The sequence below is a fragment of the Rhizobium sp. AAP116 genome (assembly GCF_001295785.1).
Lineage (GTDB): Bacteria > Pseudomonadota > Alphaproteobacteria > Rhizobiales > Rhizobiaceae > Allorhizobium.
Genome location: NZ_LJIB01000004.1, coordinates 355,275 through 371,065, shown reverse-complemented (window position 1 = coordinate 371,065; position 15,791 = coordinate 355,275). Strand labels below are relative to the sequence as shown.

Here is a 15,791-nt window from a genome sequence, read left to right as displayed (position 1 = left end):
CCTTTAGGACTAACCTTTCCCTTCGCGGGCGCAACATCACGCCCGTGATCCATCGGCATCCGTCGAGAAGGAAGCATTCACATGAAAAGAACTGTTGTCATTACCGGCTCCACCAGTGGAATCGGCCTTGGAATCGCCCGTGCCTTTGCCGCTGAGGGGGCCAATGTCGTGATCAACGGCTTCGGCGACGCCGCCGAAATCGAGAAGGCCCGCAAGTCTCTGGAAGCGCATGGCGGCAATGCGCTCTACCATGGCGGCGACATGACCAAGCCGGCCGAGATCGCCGACCTGATCGCCACCGCCGAGAAGACTTTTGGCGGCGTCGATGTGCTCGTCAACAATGCCGGCATTCAGCATGTCTCCCCGGTCGAGGATTTCCCGATCGAGAAATGGGACCAGATCATCGCGATCAACCTGACCAGTTCCTTCCACACGGTGCGCGCGGTCGTCCCCGGCATGAAGGCGAAGAAAAAAGGCCGCATCATCAACATCGCCTCGGCCCACGGCCTCGTCGCCTCGCCCTACAAGTCCGCTTATGTGGCAGCAAAGCACGGCATTCTTGGGCTGACGAAGTCGGTCGCGCTCGAAGTCGCCGAGTTCGGCATCACCATCAATGCGATCTGCCCGGGTTACGTGCTGACACCGCTTGTGGAAAAGCAGATCCCAGACACGGCCAAGGCTCGCGGCATCTCCGAAGAACAGGTGAAGACCGAGGTCATGCTGCGCCTGCAGGCAACCAAGGAATTCGTTTCGATCGACGAGGTCGCTCAGACCGCCATCTTCCTGGCCAGCGACGCTGCCCGCCAGATCACCGGCACCTCGATCTCGATCGACGGTGGCTGGACCGCACAATAGACTTGAAAGATAACGCTGCGCCGCCCACCATTGGCAACATGGTCGGCGCAGCGCCGACGTCCACAGAATGGACGTCTCGAGGGGGACAAAAGACATACATGGCAGACCGCATTCGTTTCATCCTGAACGGCGAAGACATCGCTCTTGCAAGCCTCGACCCGACCGAGACACTGCTCGATTTCCTGCGCCTGAAACGCCGGCTGACCGGCTCCAAGGAAGGCTGCGCCGAGGGCGACTGCGGCGCCTGCACGGTGCTGGTCGGGCGACTGGTGGGCGGCAAGCTTCAGTATGAAACGGTCAATGCCTGCATCCGCTTCGTCGGCTCGCTGCACGCCACCCATGTCGTGACGGTCGAGCACTTGGCGGCAAAGGACGGCACGTTGCACCCGGTTCAGCAGGCCATGGTCGACTGTCATGGCTCGCAATGCGGCTTCTGCACGCCGGGCTTCGTCATGTCGCTCTACGGGCTTTGGCTGACCTCGGAGAACCCCAGCCGTGCCGAGATCGAACGTGCACTGCAGGGCAATCTCTGTCGCTGCACGGGTTATGAGCCGATCGTCAAGGCGGCCGAACAGGTCGGCCAGATCCGCCCGTCCGCCCTCTTCGACCCGCTGGAGCGCGAGCGCGCCAACATCATCGCGAGGCTGGAAGAGATCTCCACCCGCGAAACTATCGCCATCACCGGCCCCGATGGCCGCCGCCTTGTGGTGCCCGGCAGCGTCGAAGGTCTGGCAGAAACACTCGCCGCCCATCCCAAGGCGACCGTGGTTGCCGGTGCGACCGATGTCGGCCTCTGGGTAACGAAGCAGATGCGCGTGCTCGACCCGGTCGTCTTCATCAACCATCTCGAAGACCTGCAGGAGATCACGGTTACGCCCGACGGCATCACGCTCGGCGCCGGCGTCAGCTACTCCAGCGCTCTGGACGTCTTGAGAAAAGAGATCCCCGCATTCGGTCGTCTGATTGAACGCATCGGCGGCCAGCAGGTGCGCAACATGGGCACGATCGGCGGCAATGTCGCCAATGGCTCGCCGATCGGCGATAGTCCGCCAGCCCTCATCGCGCTTTCCGCCACCGTCACGCTACGCTCGGCCTCCGGCACCCGCACCATGCCTCTCGAGGACTATTTCATCGACTACGGCAAGCAGGACCGCCAGTCGGGCGAATTCGTCGAAAGCATGTTTGTGCCCCGCCCGAAAGCTTCGAGTCACGTCGCCGTCTACAAGATCTCCAAGCGCCGCGACGAGGACATCTCGGCCCTCTGCGGCGCCTTCCATGTGGAAGCGGATACGGCCGGTACCGTGACCCATATCCGCATCGCCTTCGGCGGCATGGCGGCAACGCCGAAGCGCGCCCGCGCCGTCGAGGCAGCCCTTTACGGCAAGCCCTTTACGCAAGCGACCGTGGAAGCCGCACGCGATGCCTTCGATGTCGACTACAAGCCGCTCACCGACTGGCGCGCAACAGCCGAATATCGCCAGCTGACGGCGAAGAACCTGCTCACCCGCTTCTTCCTGGAAGTCTCGGGCACCCCGCAGGAACTGCAGCGCTTCGCGACGGAGGAGGCGTGATCATGGATAAGGCGACCTACGAGACGACGAAATACATCAAGGGGCCGATGCACCAGTCGCTGAGGCATGATTCAGCGCACAAACATGTCGCCGGAAGTGCCGAATATATCGACGATATTCCCGAACCATCAGGCCTCCTGCATGGCGCACTCGGCATGGCGGATCGCGCCCATGCGGAGATCCTGTCGATCGATCTTTCGGCGGTGAAATCCCATCCCGGCGTCGTCTGGGTGCTGACGGCCGACGACATCACCGGCGTCAACGACGTCTCCTCTGGCGGCCGCCACGACGAGCCGCTGATTGCGACCGACAAAATCGAATTCCACGGCCAAACCATCTTCGCTGTCATCGCCGAGACCCGCGACGCAGCCCGCAAGGCCGCCCGCCTCGCCAAGGTGGAATATCGCGACCTACCCTTCTGGACCGATATCGACGGTGCGCTGGAGAATGGCAGCCCGCTCGTCACCCCCGGCATGACGCTGAAGCGCGGCACGCCCGAGACCGAGCTCGACAAGGCGCCACACCGCATCCATAGCTCGATGCGCATCGGCGGCCAGGAGCATTTCTACCTCGAAAGCCATATCGCGCTCGCCATCCCGGGCGAGGACGACGATGTCACCGTCTGGTCCTCGACCCAGCACCCCTCGGAAATCCAGCACATCGTCGGCCATGTGCTCGATATCCCGTCGAACGCCATCACCGTAAACACACGCCGCATGGGCGGCGGCTTTGGTGGCAAGGAAACGCAAGGCAACCAGTTTGCGGCGCTCGCGGCACTTGCTGCCAAGAAGCTGAAGCGCGCGGTGAAATTCCGCCCCGACCGCGACGAGGACATGGGCGTCACCGGCAAGCGCCACGACTTCAAGATGGATTTCGATGTCGCCTTCGATGGCGACGGAAAGATCCATGCGATCGAGGCCAACTTCGCCGCCCGCTGCGGCTACTCGTCCGATCTCTCCGGCCCTGTCACCGACCGCGCCCTCTTCCATGCCGATTCGAGCTATTTCTATCCGCATGTGAAGCTAACCTCGCAGCCCTTGAAGACCCACACCGTCTCCAACACCGCCTATCGCGGCTTCGGCGGGCCGCAGGGCATGCTGGGGGCCGAACGGGTGATCGAGGAGATCGCCTATGCGCTGGGCAAGGACCCGCTCGAGGTCCGCAAGGCCAATTTCTATGGCGAGAAGGGATCCGGCCGAGACGTGACCCCCTACCACCAGCAGGTGGAAGACAACATTATCCTGAAGGTCGTCGAGGAGCTGGAAAACTCCTGCGACTACCAGGCGCGCCGCCAGGCGATCATCGATTTCAACAAGATGAGCCCGGTCATCAAGAAGGGCATCGCGCTCACACCGGTAAAGTTCGGCATCTCCTTCACCATGACCGCCTTCAACCAGGCGGGCGCGCTGGTGCATATCTACCAGGACGGCTCGATCCATCTGAACCATGGCGGCACCGAGATGGGCCAGGGCCTCTACACCAAGGTCGCCCAGGTCGTTGCCGACTGTTTCCAGGTCGATGTCGACACGGTGAAGATCACGGCAACGACCACGGCCAAGGTGCCGAACACCTCGGCCACGGCGGCCTCTTCCGGTTCCGACCTGAACGGCATGGCCGCCTGGGATGCCGCCCGGCAGATCAAGGAACGGCTGGTTGCGTTTGCCGCAGAGAAATATGGCGTGCCCGCCAACGAGGTCGAGTTCCTGCCGAACCGCGTGCGCGTCGGCGGTGAGATCTTCACCTTCGGCGACTTCGTCAAACAAGCCTATTTCGGTCGCGTCCAGCTGTCTGCGGCCGGCTTCTACAAGACGCCGAAGATCCACTGGGACCGGGTTGCCGGTCGCGGCACGCCCTTCTACTACTACGCCTATGGCGCCGCCTGCACGGAAGTCTCGATCGATACGTTGACGGGCGAATATCTGATGGACCGCACCGACATTTTGCATGATGTCGGCAAGTCGCTGAACCCGGTCATCGATATCGGCCAGATCGAAGGCGGCTTCGTCCAGGGCATGGGCTGGCTGACGACGGAAGAACTCTGGTGGGACGGCAAGGGACGCTTGAGGACCCATGCCCCCTCGACCTACAAGATCCCGCTCGCCTCCGACCGGCCGAAGATCTTCAACACGCGGCTGGTGCCCTGGTCTGAGAACGCCGAGCCCACCATCGGACGCTCCAAGGCCGTCGGCGAGCCACCGTTCATGCTGGCGATCTCGGTGCTGGAGGCGCTGTCCATGGCCGTGGCTTCGGTTGCGGACTATCGCCTCTGCCCGCGGCTCGACGCCCCGGCGACGCCGGAGCGGGTACTGATGGCTGTGGAAAGGTTGAAGCGGGCGTGAAAGCTCAGCGCAAGGCGGATCGCATCAGGTAGAGCATGGCTGCCAGGATCAGGATCGGCAGCACGAGCAGCTTGACCAGATAGGCCGTTGCAATGCCGATCGAGGCGGCAAACAGATCCGTCGAGATCGCGACGCCATCGCGGATGATCTGCGCATTCGCCGCCGCCGTGGCCGCCATGTCGGAAGCGGCATGCAGGGTGCCCGTGAATGCCGTGCCGAGACGGTCAAACATGCCGTCCTCTGCCGGCGGGATCCGATCGGTGGGTGTAAGGGCGCCAGCCATTCCTGCGGCCTCGTCATCAAGGCCCGCCGCTGCATGCTGACCGCGCATCTGATCGAAAACCTCGGTCGCATGGGTCCAGGCCCGATCCGTGATCGCATCGCCGGCATAGAAGGCGATTGTATAGGATGCCGGCAACAGAACGGCGCCGAGGACACCCAGCACCATGACCGACCGCGTCAGGCGCTCCAGCATCGGCGGTACCCGCCGGGCGGTCAGCGTCATGCCAGCGCAAAACAGCGCGCAGGCCGCAAGGCCGATGGAGGCAACCTTCGCAACGGGCACCAGCACCAGCGACAGGATGCCGGACACGATGGCAAGCCCGAACAGCAGGTCGACCATCCGCTCGATTGTATTGATCACGGGCTGCAGCAACTGGCCGGGGCTCGCGGTAACGGAGGCGACGCCCACCCCGCCGGTAACATCGGCATCGCGGGCCACGCTCATCACCGAGTTCGCAACCCGCAAGGTCGTGTAGAGCGCGCCGCTGCCGAGCGTGACGTCGCGGCTGAACCGAGCGGCGATATCCGCCAGCGGATTGACGAGGAATAGCGCCCCGGCGAAAGCCGCCACAAGCAGCCAGACGATCAAGCCTTTGGTTCTGGTCATTCCCGCTCCCAAGCCTCTCATGCCGAACCATAACACGGCTGACATGTTACCGGCGTGCTTAAACCTCGGTGGAATAAACCCGAAGCCCCGCTGTCCAGTTCCCACTGCCTGGTGCTAGGATCAGCCCATGATCACTGTCGCCACCCTCCCCGCCTTCCTCGTTTCCCATCCTGACGCCATTCTCGTCGAAGTCGTCGAGGCCAAAGGCTCGACGCCGCGCGAGGCCGGCACGTTGATGCTGGTGGCCGAAACAGCACTCTGGGGCACGATCGGAGGCGGCTATCTGGAGTTCATGGCCATCGACTGCGCCCGCAGGGTAATGGCGGGTGAAACGGCGCAAACCGAACTGGATGTGCCGCTCGGCCCTGAAATCGGCCAGTGCTGTGGCGGACGGGTACGCCTGTCCCTCCGCAGGATCGATCCGGCCGTCCGGGAGGCACTTTTGCAACGCCTCGCCGGAGAGCGGGCGCATTTCCCCGAAGTCATGCTCTTCGGCGCTGGCCATGTCGGCCTCGCGCTAGCCCGGGCACTCGCCCCTCTCCCGCTGAACGTCACACTGATTGACTCACGACCGCAGGTCGACGGAGAGGTACCCGACGGCATCGCCTTCCGCCGCGTCGCGATGCCCGAGGCCGAGGTGGCAAAGCTGAAAACCGGCGGTGCCGCCGTCATCCTCACCCACGACCATGCATTGGATTTCCTGATCGCAAAGGAAGCGCTCGGTCGTACCGACCTCGCCTATATCGGCATGATCGGCTCAAAGACCAAGCGCGCCACCTTTGCCTCCTTCCTGGAGCGAGAGGGAACTGGCCGGGCGGCAATCGACCGGCTTGTCCTGCCCATTGGCGGCAGCACGGTGAAGGACAAGCGTCCGGCGGTGATTGCAGCGATGGTGGCGGCCGAATTGCTTGCTGTGTTGCTCCCCTGAAGCGATATCCGAACAAGCGGAATCACATCTGCAGAAATGCGTGCCAACCCGCTCTATCCATTGACTTTCCATTCACAGGACCCCGGACCGCATACGATCGAGCAGCAGCCTATGTGACTCTTCCAGCCGACGCTGCATGTCACCCTTGGCCTCCAACCCCACGTCACGTCTGAGGTCTTCGGGCAGCTCGTCCACCGAGAACCGCCGACGCCGTTTGCCCGGCGAGAAGACTGCCCGCAGCCATTGTTTGATACCCTCTGATCCGGGCATGAACCGTCCTATCGCGGACTCCATCTCTGCCTCCACGCGCATCAATTCGTTTCTATCTGATGCGCAGATAGTGCCGCCGATTGCCCGCCGGATCCAATTCAATTACGCTGGCGATGGATAAAAAGAGTTGATCCATGAAGCTGTCGCGCCAACTGCCGCTAAACGCCCTTCGTGTCTTTGAGGCCGTGGCGCGCCTGTCGAGCTTCACAAAAGCCGGCGACGAGCTCGGCATGACCCAGACGGCGGTCAGCTACCAGATCAAGCTCCTGGAGGAGCATTTGGGAGAAAGGCTTTTTCTACGTTTGCCACGCCGGATAGAAATGACCGCCACCGGCGAACGTCTCCTGCCAAAGGTGTCCGAGGCCTTCACCTTGCTCCAGGAAGCGATGTCAGGCGCAGCACGCGGCGACGACGAGATCCTTGAAATCCACTCCTCGCCCACATTCGCGTCGCAATGGCTGGCCCGCACCCTCGGCGGCTTTCAGTTGCAGCATCCCAACATTGCCGTGCGCCTCTTGCGCGGATCAACCCTCACGGACTTCAACCGTCAGACGGCCGATGTCGCCATAAGAGTCGGACGGGGCCCTTGGCCTGGCCTCACCTGTCGCGAATTGATCAGGCTTGCCTACACGCCCATACTCAGTCCGAAGCTTGCAGACACGATAGGCGGGGTCAACGAGCCTGCAGACCTTCTGAAACTGCCATGGATCAGTCATGATGATCTGCGTTGGCGCTACTGGTTTCAGCTTGCAGGCCTTGAGGCACCGCCAAAATCCGCGCGCAGGCTCGATGCCCTCGGAGTGCTTGATCTCGAAGCAGGTGCCGCCCTTGCCGGCCACGGTGTGGCAATGCTGAGCCCGTTCTATGTGCAGGATGATCTGTTGTCGGGCCATCTGATTCGCCCCTTCGACATCAGCTGGACCGACGACAACACCTATTGGCTCGTCTACCCACAGACACGCGGCAACCAGCCCAAAATCAAGGCCTTCGAGACATGGCTCACGGCCACGCTCGAAGCCGAAAAAGCGCCCTGATTTCACAGACTTCTCGGCAAGAAAAGAATCTCTGCATAAATCGCCCTTCAAGGCCCTCCCCGTGTTCGCGAGGGCTTCCCTTGCAGCGCAATATTTTCCACACTGTCCGGCCGGGAGGACAAAAGGGGAATTCTCTAATGTATGAATACGCGATCGCCTGGGAATGGCTGAACTTTGCTGTCCGCTGGCTGCATGTGATCACGGCCATCGCCTGGATCGGCTCGTCCTTCTATTTCATTGCGCTCGATCTCGGCCTGGTGAAGCGCCCGGGCCTGCCCGTCGGCGCCTATGGCGAGGAATGGCAGGTGCATGGCGGCGGCTTCTACCATATCCAGAAATATCTGGTCGCGCCCGCCTCGATGCCGGAGCACCTGACCTGGTTCAAATGGGAAAGCTACGCCACCTGGCTATCGGGCTTTGCCCTGCTGGCCGTGGTCTATTACGGCGGCGCCGATCTGTTCCTGATCGACCGCACGGTCCTCGACATCGAGCCCTGGCAGGCGATTGGCCTGTCGCTGGCGTCGCTCGCCGTCGGCTGGATCCTGTATGACCTCCTTTGCAAGTCGCCGCTCGGCCGCAACACCTGGGGCCTGATGGCCTTTCTCTATGTCGTGCTGATCGCCATGGCATGGGGCTATACGCAAGTGTTCACTGGTCGCGCCGCCTTCCTGCATCTGGGCGCGTTTACCGCCACCATCATGTCGGCGAATGTCTTCTTCATCATCATTCCGAACCAGAAGATCGTCGTCGCCGACCTGATCGCCGGCCGCACACCCGATCCGCAATACGGCGTGATCGCCAAGCAGCGCTCGCTGCACAACAATTACCTCACGCTGCCGGTCATCTTCTTCATGCTGTCGAACCACTATCCGCTGGCCTTCGCCACGGAGTTCAACTGGATCATCGCAGCCCTTGTCTTCCTGATGGGCGTCACCATCCGCCACTGGTTCAACACCACCCATGCCCGCAAGGGCAAGCCGACCTGGACCTGGCTGGTCACGGTGCTGATCTTCATCGTCATCATGTGGCTCTCGACCGTGCCGAAGGTGCTGACCGGCGAGGAGGAGCAAGTGAGCCTGTCTCAGCGTGAACAGACCTTTGTTGCAAACGGCCATTTCGAAGCGGTGCGCGATGTCGTACAGGGCCGCTGTTCGATGTGCCACGCTGCCGAACCCGTCTGGGAAGGCATTGCGCGGGCACCGAAGAACGTGAAGCTGGAAACGGACGGCGAGATCGCCGCCCATGCCCGTGAAATTTATCTCCAGGCCGGTCGCAGCCATGCCATGCCGCCTGGAAACATCACCGATCTCTCGCCCGAAGAGCGCAAGCTGCTCGTCGCCTGGTATGAGACGACGGTTGAAGGCAAGTGATGACAACAGAAACCCTGATCCGCGGCCGCCTCCTCTCTTTCAGCCGGGCACCTGAGCATGCCGGCGACCGCGAAAGCTATCTCTATGAAGAGGACGGCGCGCTGCTGGTCCGCGATGGCAAGATTGCTAGCGCCGGCGCCTATGCCGATGTGAAGCCCAAGGCCGGCACTGAAGCAACCGAGATCGACCATCGCCCGCATCTGATCCTCCCCGGCCTGATTGATTGCCATGTGCATTTCCCGCAGATGCAGGTGATCGCCTCCTATGCCGCCAACCTCTTGGAATGGCTCAACACCTACACCTTCCCCGAGGAATGCCGCTTCGTCGAAAGCGCCCATGCCGAGCGCATTGCCATCCAGTTTTTCGACGAATTCCTGCGCCAGGGCACGACCACGGCGGTGGCCTATTGCTCGGTGCACAAGGCCTCTGCCGATGCCTTCTTTGCGGAAAGCCTGAAGCGCGGCACGCTGATGATCGGCGGCAAGGTGATGATGGACCGCAACGCGCCGCAGGGCCTGCTGGACACACCGCAGCTGGGTTATGACGAGACGCGCGCCGTGATCGATGAGTGGCATGGCAAGGGCCGCAACCACGTTGCCATCACCCCCCGTTTCGCGATCACCTCGACGCCCGAGCAGATGGCGATGACGCAGAAGCTCGCGGAAGAATTTCCGGACCTGCATATCCAGACGCATCTGTCCGAGAACCACGACGAGATCCGCTACACCTGCGAGCTCTATCCGGATGCCAAGGACTATACGGACATTTATGCCCGCTACGGCCTGCTGCGGAAAAAGGCCCTCTTCGGCCATGCGATCCACCTGTCGGAGCGCGAAGCGGATGCCATGGCAGACAGCGGTGCAGTCGCCGTCCACTGCCCGACCTCCAACCTCTTTCTCGGCTCCGGCCTTTTCCCGCTGAAGGCGATCCAGCGGCGAGAAAAGCCTGTGACCGTCGCGGTCGCCACCGATATCGGCGGCGGTTCCAGCTATTCCATGTTGAAGACCATGGACGAGGCCTACAAGATCCAGCAGTTGCGCGGCGAACGCCTGAACCCGCTGGAAAGCTTTTACCATATGACGCTCGGCAATGCGGTGGCGCTCGATCTCGCCGATCGGATCGGCACGCTGGACAAAGGCACAGACGCAGATATCGTCGTGCTCAATGCCGCCGCGACCCCCGCGATGCGACTGCGGATGGAAACCGTGACATCACTTTCGGAAGAACTCTTCCTGCTGCAAACGCTGGGCGATGATCGTTCCGTGGTCGAGACCTATGTGGCAGGCAAGGCCTCGAAGCCCCAATCCGGCCTTTGAAGTAGCCCCGAGGGAGGGTGCGGATCCATGCTGTTGACCAACCTCGCGCTCGGCACGCTGATGATTTCACTGACGGTGGTCATTCACACCTTCGGCCTGATGGCTGTTACACATGTCATGGCCTGGGTCACCGACCGCATCCGCTTACATGGCCACAGAAGCCATATGCTGGCCATGAACACGGTCGTCATCGGTGTCTTTGCGGTTCTCACAGCCGAAGTCTGGCTCTGGGCCGCCGCCTATAGCCTGCTCGGCGTCGTCGACGATTTCGAGACCGCCCTCTACTTCTCGACCACGACCTTTTCCACCGTCGGCTTCGGCGACGTGGTCCCGCATCCGGAATGGCGCATGCTGGCAGCTCTCGAAGGTGTCAACGGCTTCCTGCTGATCGGCTGGTCGACCGCCTATCTTATCGCAGCCGGCATGCGCGTCGGCCCCTTCAAATCCGGCGAGCACTTCTAATGGCCCACTGTCGTCAATCCCGAAAGGCATGAAATCATGGCCCCCATTCTCGAAATCTCCGACCTGAAGGATCTCGCGCGCAAACGCGTGCCAAAGCTCTTCTTCGACTATGCCGACAGCGGCTCCTATACCGAGAGCACCTATCGCGCCAATGAGAGCGACTTTGCCAGGATCAAGCTGCGCCAGCGCGTGCTGGTCGACATGAGCGGCCGGACGCTCGAAACGACCATGGTCGGCGAGAAGGTGAAAATGCCGGTGGCGCTTGCCCCGACCGGCCTCACCGGCATGCAGCATGCCGATGGCGAGATGCTGGCAGCGAAGGCGGCAGAAGAATTCGGCGTGCCCTTCACGCTCTCGACCATGAGCATCTGCTCGATCGAGGACGTCGCCTCCGTCACCAGCCGCCCCTTCTGGTTCCAGCTCTATGTCATGCGTGACCGGGACTTCGTGATGAACCTGATCGAGCGGGCCAAGGCGGCCAAATGCTCGGCCCTGGTTCTCACCGCCGACCTGCAACTGCTCGGCCAGCGTCACAAGGATATCAGGAACAGCCTTTCCGCCCCGCCGCGACTGACGCCGAAACACCTCTTCCAGATGGCCATGCGCCCGCGCTGGTGCTGGAACATGCTGCAAACCCAACGCCGCACCTTCCGCAACATCCAGGGCCATGCCAAGAATGTCTCCGATCTTGCATCGCTCGGCGCCTGGACCAACGAGCAGTTCGATCCCAAGCTGTCCTGGAAGGATGTCGAATGGATCAAGAAACAGTGGGGTGGCAAGCTGATCATCAAGGGCATTCTCGACGTCGAGGACGCCAAGATGGCAGCAAAGACAGGCGCTGACGCGATCGTCGTCTCCAACCATGGCGGGCGCCAGCTTGACGGGGCGCATTCCTCGATATCAATGCTGCCGAAGATCGTCGACGCCGTCGGCCACAAGATCGAAGTGCATATGGATGGCGGCATCCGCTCCGGCCAGGACGTCTTGAAGGCGGTAGCGCTTGGAGCACGGGGCACCTATATCGGCCGCCCCTTCCTCTATGGCCTTGGCGCCATGGGCAAGGACGGTGTGACCAAGGCGCTGGAGATCATTGCCAAGGAGATGGATGTGACCATGGCGCTCTGCGGCAAACGACAGCTTGCCGATGTCGACAGGTCGATCATCGCAGAAAGCCCGTTCTGAGCGGCCTCAGACGATCCAGCCGCTGGAGAGCGCACTGACCCAATCCATCATGCCGTGGCGGCGCGCAAGCTCTGCCATGGCGAGATTGTCGTAGCGCACCAGCCGAAAGCTCGGCTGCCAGCCACGCGGCGCCTTCTCCAGGATTGCATAGCTGGCAAAGGGCGTAGCCGCCTGAGCCTTGTGATAGACAGGCACATCGTAGTCGAAGCCGGGGCAGCCGACACTGCCGGGATTGACGATCAGCCTGCGGTCGCTGAGTTGCACGGCACGCGGAATGTGGCTGTGCCCACAGAGCATAAGCGTCGCATCGATACCGTCCGCCAAGGCTTCGATCTCGGCCAGCGGCTTCAGGTGGAAGATGCCGTCGGCCGACAGCGTCTCGGTCCAATAGGTGTTGTCGTCCCCAGGCGTGGCGTGACAGAGAAAGACATCATCGCCGAGGAGCGCCGTTTCCGGCAGGCTCCTGATCCAGTCGAGATGCGCCGGCGACAATTGCGGATAGCTCGGCCTCTCCCAGTCCCCCATCGCCTCGAAGGGCCGATCGATGAGCGCTCGATCATGATTGCCGCGCACAGTCAGCGCGTTCAGCGGCATCAGCAGATCGGCGGTGAGCCCTGCCTCGAGCGGCCCCGAGAAACAATCGCCCAGGTTGACGACCGTATCGATCCCTTGAGCCTTGATATCCGCCAGCACCGCTTCGAGCGCCAGATGATTGCCGTGAATGTCGGCGATCGCCGCAAACCGCATACTCAGCTTCCTCGATAGGTGGAATAGCCATACGGCGAGAGCAGAAGTGGCACGTGATAATGCGCCGTGGTGTCGGAGATGCCAAAACGGATCGGGATCACGTCGAGAAAGGGCGGATCCGTGAGCGTGGCTCCCGTCCCCTTCAGATAATCGCCGGCATGAAAGAGCAGCTCGTATTGCCCGATCTGGAATTCCTCGCCGATCAGCATCGGCCCGCCATCGACGCGCCCGTCGTCATTGGTGAAGACCGTCTTGATCAGCTCTGCCTCCTCGCCATTCATCCGCATCAGCTGGATGCGAAGTCCCTGGGCGGGCTTGCCGAGGGCCGTGTCGAGGACATGGGTGGTGAGGCCGGTCATATCTGGGGCTCCCGAATCACGAAGGGGGTCTCGAAGAAAACTTCCTCGAGATTGTTGCCGGGTCCGTCGCGATCCACAACCAGGAAATCGCTGACCTCGCCGATCGCCATCAAGGGATGGTGCCAGGTGTTGCGGCGATAGTTCACCCCCTGATGCGGCGCGGCGAGAAACACCTGCGGTGCACCGGGCTTGCCGTTCTCGTCAGGCGATACCGCGACAAGGAACTGTCGACCGGACAACGGTGAAAAGCTCTGGCTGCCGAAGGGATGGCGCTCCATCATGCCGATCTCATAGGGAAAGGCCCGCGGCTTTCCACGGAAGATGTTGACGATCACCCGCGCCCCCTCGCCCGCAGTCTCTGGCGAAAACAGGCCGTGAAACCGCTCGGTCGTGCCGCCATTGATCAGCCGCATGGTCGAGGGATCGGCTTCGATGACATCGCCGAAAGGCGCGAAACTTTGAGCCGTCAGGGGACGGATGGAGAGCTCGATGGGCAAAGGGGTCATTCTCCCTGGAGATGCGGGTGGCAGCATGTCGGCGGCAAGAGCTGTTTTCCAGCCATCGCGCACCTTGGGAGGATCAAGACTCGCCGCTCCTTCGTCAACCGACAATGCGCGTCAGGCTGTGGAATCGCCAGACCAGAGCCGACGCGGCAAGCGCAAGTGCGGATACGAAGCCGAGCCAGACACCTTGCGGCCCGAGGCCGAGCGGAAAGGCAAGAGCCCAGCCAAGCGGGATAGCCACAGGCCAGTAGGCGAGGATGGAGATCACCGAAGGGATTGCGGTATCGGACATGCCGCGCAGGGCACCCACAAGCGTCGACTGAAGACCGTCGACGACCTGGCTGAGCGCGAATACAAAGAAGAGTGCGGCAGCCAGTTCGATGACGGCGGGATCTGACGAGATCAGGGCCGCGACCTCGGCCCCGTAGAGACCGAGCACCAAGGTCGCTCCGGTCAGCCAGACCGTTCCCATCCCGAGCGCCGCAAAGGTGACGCGGCGCACCCGATCAACGCGCTTTGCGCCCGCCGCCTGGGCGACACGAATGGCCACGGCTCCGGCAATCCCGAGTGGCACCATGTAGAGCAGAGTTCCGACGGAGAGCGCCACCTGATTGGCAGCGAGCGCAACCGATCCAAAGAGACCGATGAGCATGGTCGCAACCGCCATCGCAGCCGTTTCCGCGACATACATCAGGCCGAGCGGAGCGCCCTCCCGCACGAGGGACACCGTATCGACAGAGGTGCGATCGCTTCTCGTCCGCAACCGGACAGTCGACATCGACCATCGCCAGTAGGCAAAGGCCGCAAGCAGCGCAATGCTCTCGGCGACCAGTGACGCAATACCGGCCCCGACAAGGCCGAAGGCCGGCAGAGATCCAACGCCGTAGATCAGACAATAGTTGAGCGGAATGTTCAAAACACAGGCGAGCGCTCCGAAACTCACCCCCATCCAGGGGCGATCAATGGCCTCGAAGGCCGATTTGAAGATCGTGAGGACCGCATAGGGAATGAGAAAGGCGGCGATCAGATGCCAGTAGGCAGTGACCTGCGAGAGCACATCGGCCGGCTGTCCGAAATAGGGCATCAGAAGGAGCGAGGCACTCATCAACAAAGCCGCGCCAGCGCCAGTCACGGCCCCCAGCACCAAACCGGCCCGCAGGAAGGCCGCCACCTGACGACCCTGTCGCGCCCCGAAGGCCATCCCGATGCGGACAGAGATCACCGACAGAAAGCCGTAGATCGCCGCCAGCATGACGGTCGCAACCGCACCCGCAAGGCCCACGGCGGCCAGGGGCACATGCCCAAGCGGCGCAATCATCAGGGAATCCGTCACGGTAATCACGGCACCGGTGCTCAGGCCCACCACGATGGGCACGGCCAGACGCGCGATATCCTTGAGTTCAGTCAAAAAGCTGGGGGTCATGGGAATTGTGTCGTCACGTTCAGGAACATTCAAGACTGCCGCGTGCCTTCTTCAGCAGACGGTCAAGGTCTTCAAGTTCGTCGGGGGTCAGCGCGCGGGAAATACGCTCTGCTGTTTCGGCATAGATCGATTTTTCTTCTGCAATGAGCGCGCTGCATTTGGCCGTCGGTGCCAGAAGCACAGAACGTCCATCGGCACTGTCAGAGAGCTTGTCGAGATAGCCGCCGAGATGCAGCTTGCGCACCATCACCGATGCGGAAGCCCTGCTCACCCGCATCTGATCAGCCAGATCCGCAAGCCGCAGCGGCTTCTCGGCTGCGATCACCAGATAGAGATAGTCGAGTTCCGTCGCGGTCAGGTCCATGGAGCCGCTTTTCTGCGACTCTTCCCGCCATCGGAACCACATATGCCACTGCAGGCAGCGTAGACTTTCTTCCAGATCCATTTCGCACGCTCTGTATAGTTAGACTAACTAACTATACAGAGCGGATCCGTTTTGCAAGCCCCTGCCCCAAGGATGGACTCGAACCAGCGCGACAAACG

At 62.0% G+C, this 15,791-nt stretch carries 15 protein-coding genes; 9 read left to right on the top strand and 6 right to left on the bottom strand.

The genetic code is table 11. From position 1 onward, the window contains the following. Positions 1–81 precede the first annotated feature (81 nt). The 3 genes from IP85_RS04460 (at position 82) to xdhB (ending at position 4,765) form a co-directional block, all read left to right on the top strand. Positions 82–855 carry a 3-hydroxybutyrate dehydrogenase gene (locus IP85_RS04460; RefSeq protein ID WP_054148445.1) on the top strand — a complete coding sequence of 258 codons (774 nt, stop codon included), beginning with the start codon at positions 82–84 and terminating at the stop codon, positions 853–855. Between the two features lie 98 nt (positions 856–953). Beyond that, positions 954–2,426, top strand: a complete 1,473-nt coding sequence (xdhA, locus tag IP85_RS04455) for a xanthine dehydrogenase small subunit (RefSeq protein WP_054148444.1) — start codon at positions 954–956, stop codon at positions 2,424–2,426. 2 nt (positions 2,427–2,428) lie between these two features. Next, positions 2,429–4,765 carry a xanthine dehydrogenase molybdopterin binding subunit gene (gene xdhB, locus IP85_RS04450; protein ID WP_054148443.1) on the top strand — a complete coding sequence of 779 codons (2,337 nt, stop codon included), beginning with the start codon at positions 2,429–2,431 and terminating at the stop codon, positions 4,763–4,765. A 4-nt stretch (positions 4,766–4,769) separates the two neighbouring features. Here the strand turns inward: xdhB and IP85_RS04445 are convergent, their stop codons facing one another. After that, positions 4,770–5,654, bottom strand: a complete 885-nt coding sequence (locus tag IP85_RS04445) for a hypothetical protein (protein ID WP_054148442.1) — start codon at positions 5,652–5,654, stop codon at positions 4,770–4,772. Positions 5,655–5,781: 127 nt separating this feature from the next. Between IP85_RS04445 and xdhC the strand changes: the two genes are divergently transcribed. From xdhC to IP85_RS04410, 6 genes are all read left to right on the top strand, one after another. Next, positions 5,782–6,582, top strand: a complete 801-nt coding sequence (gene xdhC, locus IP85_RS04440) for a xanthine dehydrogenase accessory protein XdhC (RefSeq protein WP_054148441.1) — start codon at positions 5,782–5,784, stop codon at positions 6,580–6,582. Between the two features lie 404 nt (positions 6,583–6,986). Further along, positions 6,987–7,886, top strand: coding sequence for a LysR substrate-binding domain-containing protein (locus tag IP85_RS04430; protein ID WP_054148439.1), 900 nt, complete (start codon positions 6,987–6,989; stop codon positions 7,884–7,886). A gap of 137 nt (positions 7,887–8,023) precedes the next feature. Then, on the top strand, positions 8,024–9,256 hold the full coding sequence (puuD, locus tag IP85_RS04425; RefSeq protein WP_054148438.1) for a urate hydroxylase PuuD: 1,233 nt from the start codon (positions 8,024–8,026) through the stop codon (positions 9,254–9,256). Further along, the gene (gene guaD, locus IP85_RS04420; protein ID WP_054148437.1) at positions 9,256–10,572 is read left to right on the top strand and encodes a guanine deaminase; all 1,317 of its coding nucleotides are present in this window, start codon (positions 9,256–9,258) and stop codon (positions 10,570–10,572) included. The genes puuD and guaD overlap by 1 nt, the downstream gene beginning before the upstream one ends. A 27-nt stretch (positions 10,573–10,599) precedes the next feature. Then, on the top strand, positions 10,600–11,034 hold the full coding sequence (locus IP85_RS04415; protein WP_054148436.1) for a potassium channel family protein: 435 nt from the start codon (positions 10,600–10,602) through the stop codon (positions 11,032–11,034). A gap of 36 nt (positions 11,035–11,070) precedes the next feature. Further along, entirely contained in the window at positions 11,071–12,216 is a 1,146-nt protein-coding gene (locus tag IP85_RS04410) for an alpha-hydroxy acid oxidase (RefSeq protein ID WP_054148435.1), read from the top strand. Positions 12,217–12,222: 6 nt separating this feature from the next. Here IP85_RS04410 and IP85_RS04405 read toward each other — a convergent pair whose 3' ends face one another. The 5 genes from IP85_RS04405 to IP85_RS04385 all read right to left on the bottom strand — a co-directional run bounded on the left by IP85_RS04405 (position 12,223) and on the right by IP85_RS04385 (position 15,612). After that, the gene (locus IP85_RS04405; RefSeq protein ID WP_054148434.1) at positions 12,223–12,963 is read right to left on the bottom strand and encodes a metallophosphoesterase family protein; all 741 of its coding nucleotides are present in this window, start codon (positions 12,961–12,963) and stop codon (positions 12,223–12,225) included. Between the two features lie 2 nt (positions 12,964–12,965). After that, complete coding sequence (gene uraH / locus IP85_RS04400; RefSeq protein ID WP_054148433.1) at positions 12,966–13,322, bottom strand: hydroxyisourate hydrolase; 357 nt, start codon at positions 13,320–13,322, stop codon at positions 12,966–12,968. After that, positions 13,319–13,828 carry an ureidoglycolate lyase gene (locus tag IP85_RS04395; RefSeq protein ID WP_197277984.1) on the bottom strand — a complete coding sequence of 170 codons (510 nt, stop codon included), beginning with the start codon at positions 13,826–13,828 and terminating at the stop codon, positions 13,319–13,321. The genes uraH and IP85_RS04395 overlap by 4 nt, the downstream gene beginning before the upstream one ends. A gap of 94 nt (positions 13,829–13,922) precedes the next feature. Then, on the bottom strand, positions 13,923–15,248 hold the full coding sequence (locus IP85_RS04390; protein ID WP_054148431.1) for an MATE family efflux transporter: 1,326 nt from the start codon (positions 15,246–15,248) through the stop codon (positions 13,923–13,925). 19 nt (positions 15,249–15,267) lie between these two features. Continuing rightward, positions 15,268–15,612, bottom strand: a complete 345-nt coding sequence (locus tag IP85_RS04385) for a MarR family transcriptional regulator (protein WP_197277983.1) — start codon at positions 15,610–15,612, stop codon at positions 15,268–15,270. Between the last annotated feature and the right edge of the window lie 179 nt (positions 15,613–15,791).

Excerpts from the sequence above, each read along its gene's own strand:
- IP85_RS04460 (WP_054148445.1), top strand. The coding sequence starts at position 82 with ATGAAAAGAACTGTTGTCATTACCGGCTCCACCAGTGGAATCGGCCTT.
- xdhA (WP_054148444.1), top strand. The coding sequence starts at position 954 with ATGGCAGACCGCATTCGTTTCATCCTGAACGGCGAAGACATCGCTCTT.
- xdhB (WP_054148443.1), top strand. The coding sequence starts at position 2,429 with ATGGATAAGGCGACCTACGAGACGACGAAATACATCAAGGGGCCGATG.
- IP85_RS04445 (WP_054148442.1), bottom strand. The coding sequence starts at position 5,654 with ATGACCAGAACCAAAGGCTTGATCGTCTGGCTGCTTGTGGCGGCTTTC.
- xdhC (WP_054148441.1), top strand. The coding sequence starts at position 5,782 with ATGATCACTGTCGCCACCCTCCCCGCCTTCCTCGTTTCCCATCCTGAC.
- IP85_RS04430 (WP_054148439.1), top strand. The coding sequence starts at position 6,987 with ATGAAGCTGTCGCGCCAACTGCCGCTAAACGCCCTTCGTGTCTTTGAG.
- puuD (WP_054148438.1), top strand. The coding sequence starts at position 8,024 with ATGTATGAATACGCGATCGCCTGGGAATGGCTGAACTTTGCTGTCCGC.
- guaD (WP_054148437.1), top strand. The coding sequence starts at position 9,256 with ATGACAACAGAAACCCTGATCCGCGGCCGCCTCCTCTCTTTCAGCCGG.
- IP85_RS04415 (WP_054148436.1), top strand. The coding sequence starts at position 10,600 with ATGCTGTTGACCAACCTCGCGCTCGGCACGCTGATGATTTCACTGACG.
- IP85_RS04410 (WP_054148435.1), top strand. The coding sequence starts at position 11,071 with ATGGCCCCCATTCTCGAAATCTCCGACCTGAAGGATCTCGCGCGCAAA.
- IP85_RS04405 (WP_054148434.1), bottom strand. The coding sequence starts at position 12,963 with ATGCGGTTTGCGGCGATCGCCGACATTCACGGCAATCATCTGGCGCTC.
- uraH (WP_054148433.1), bottom strand. The coding sequence starts at position 13,322 with ATGACCGGCCTCACCACCCATGTCCTCGACACGGCCCTCGGCAAGCCC.
- IP85_RS04395 (WP_197277984.1), bottom strand. The coding sequence starts at position 13,828 with ATGACCCCTTTGCCCATCGAGCTCTCCATCCGTCCCCTGACGGCTCAA.
- IP85_RS04390 (WP_054148431.1), bottom strand. The coding sequence starts at position 15,248 with ATGACCCCCAGCTTTTTGACTGAACTCAAGGATATCGCGCGTCTGGCC.
- IP85_RS04385 (WP_197277983.1), bottom strand. The coding sequence starts at position 15,612 with ATGGACCTGACCGCGACGGAACTCGACTATCTCTATCTGGTGATCGCA.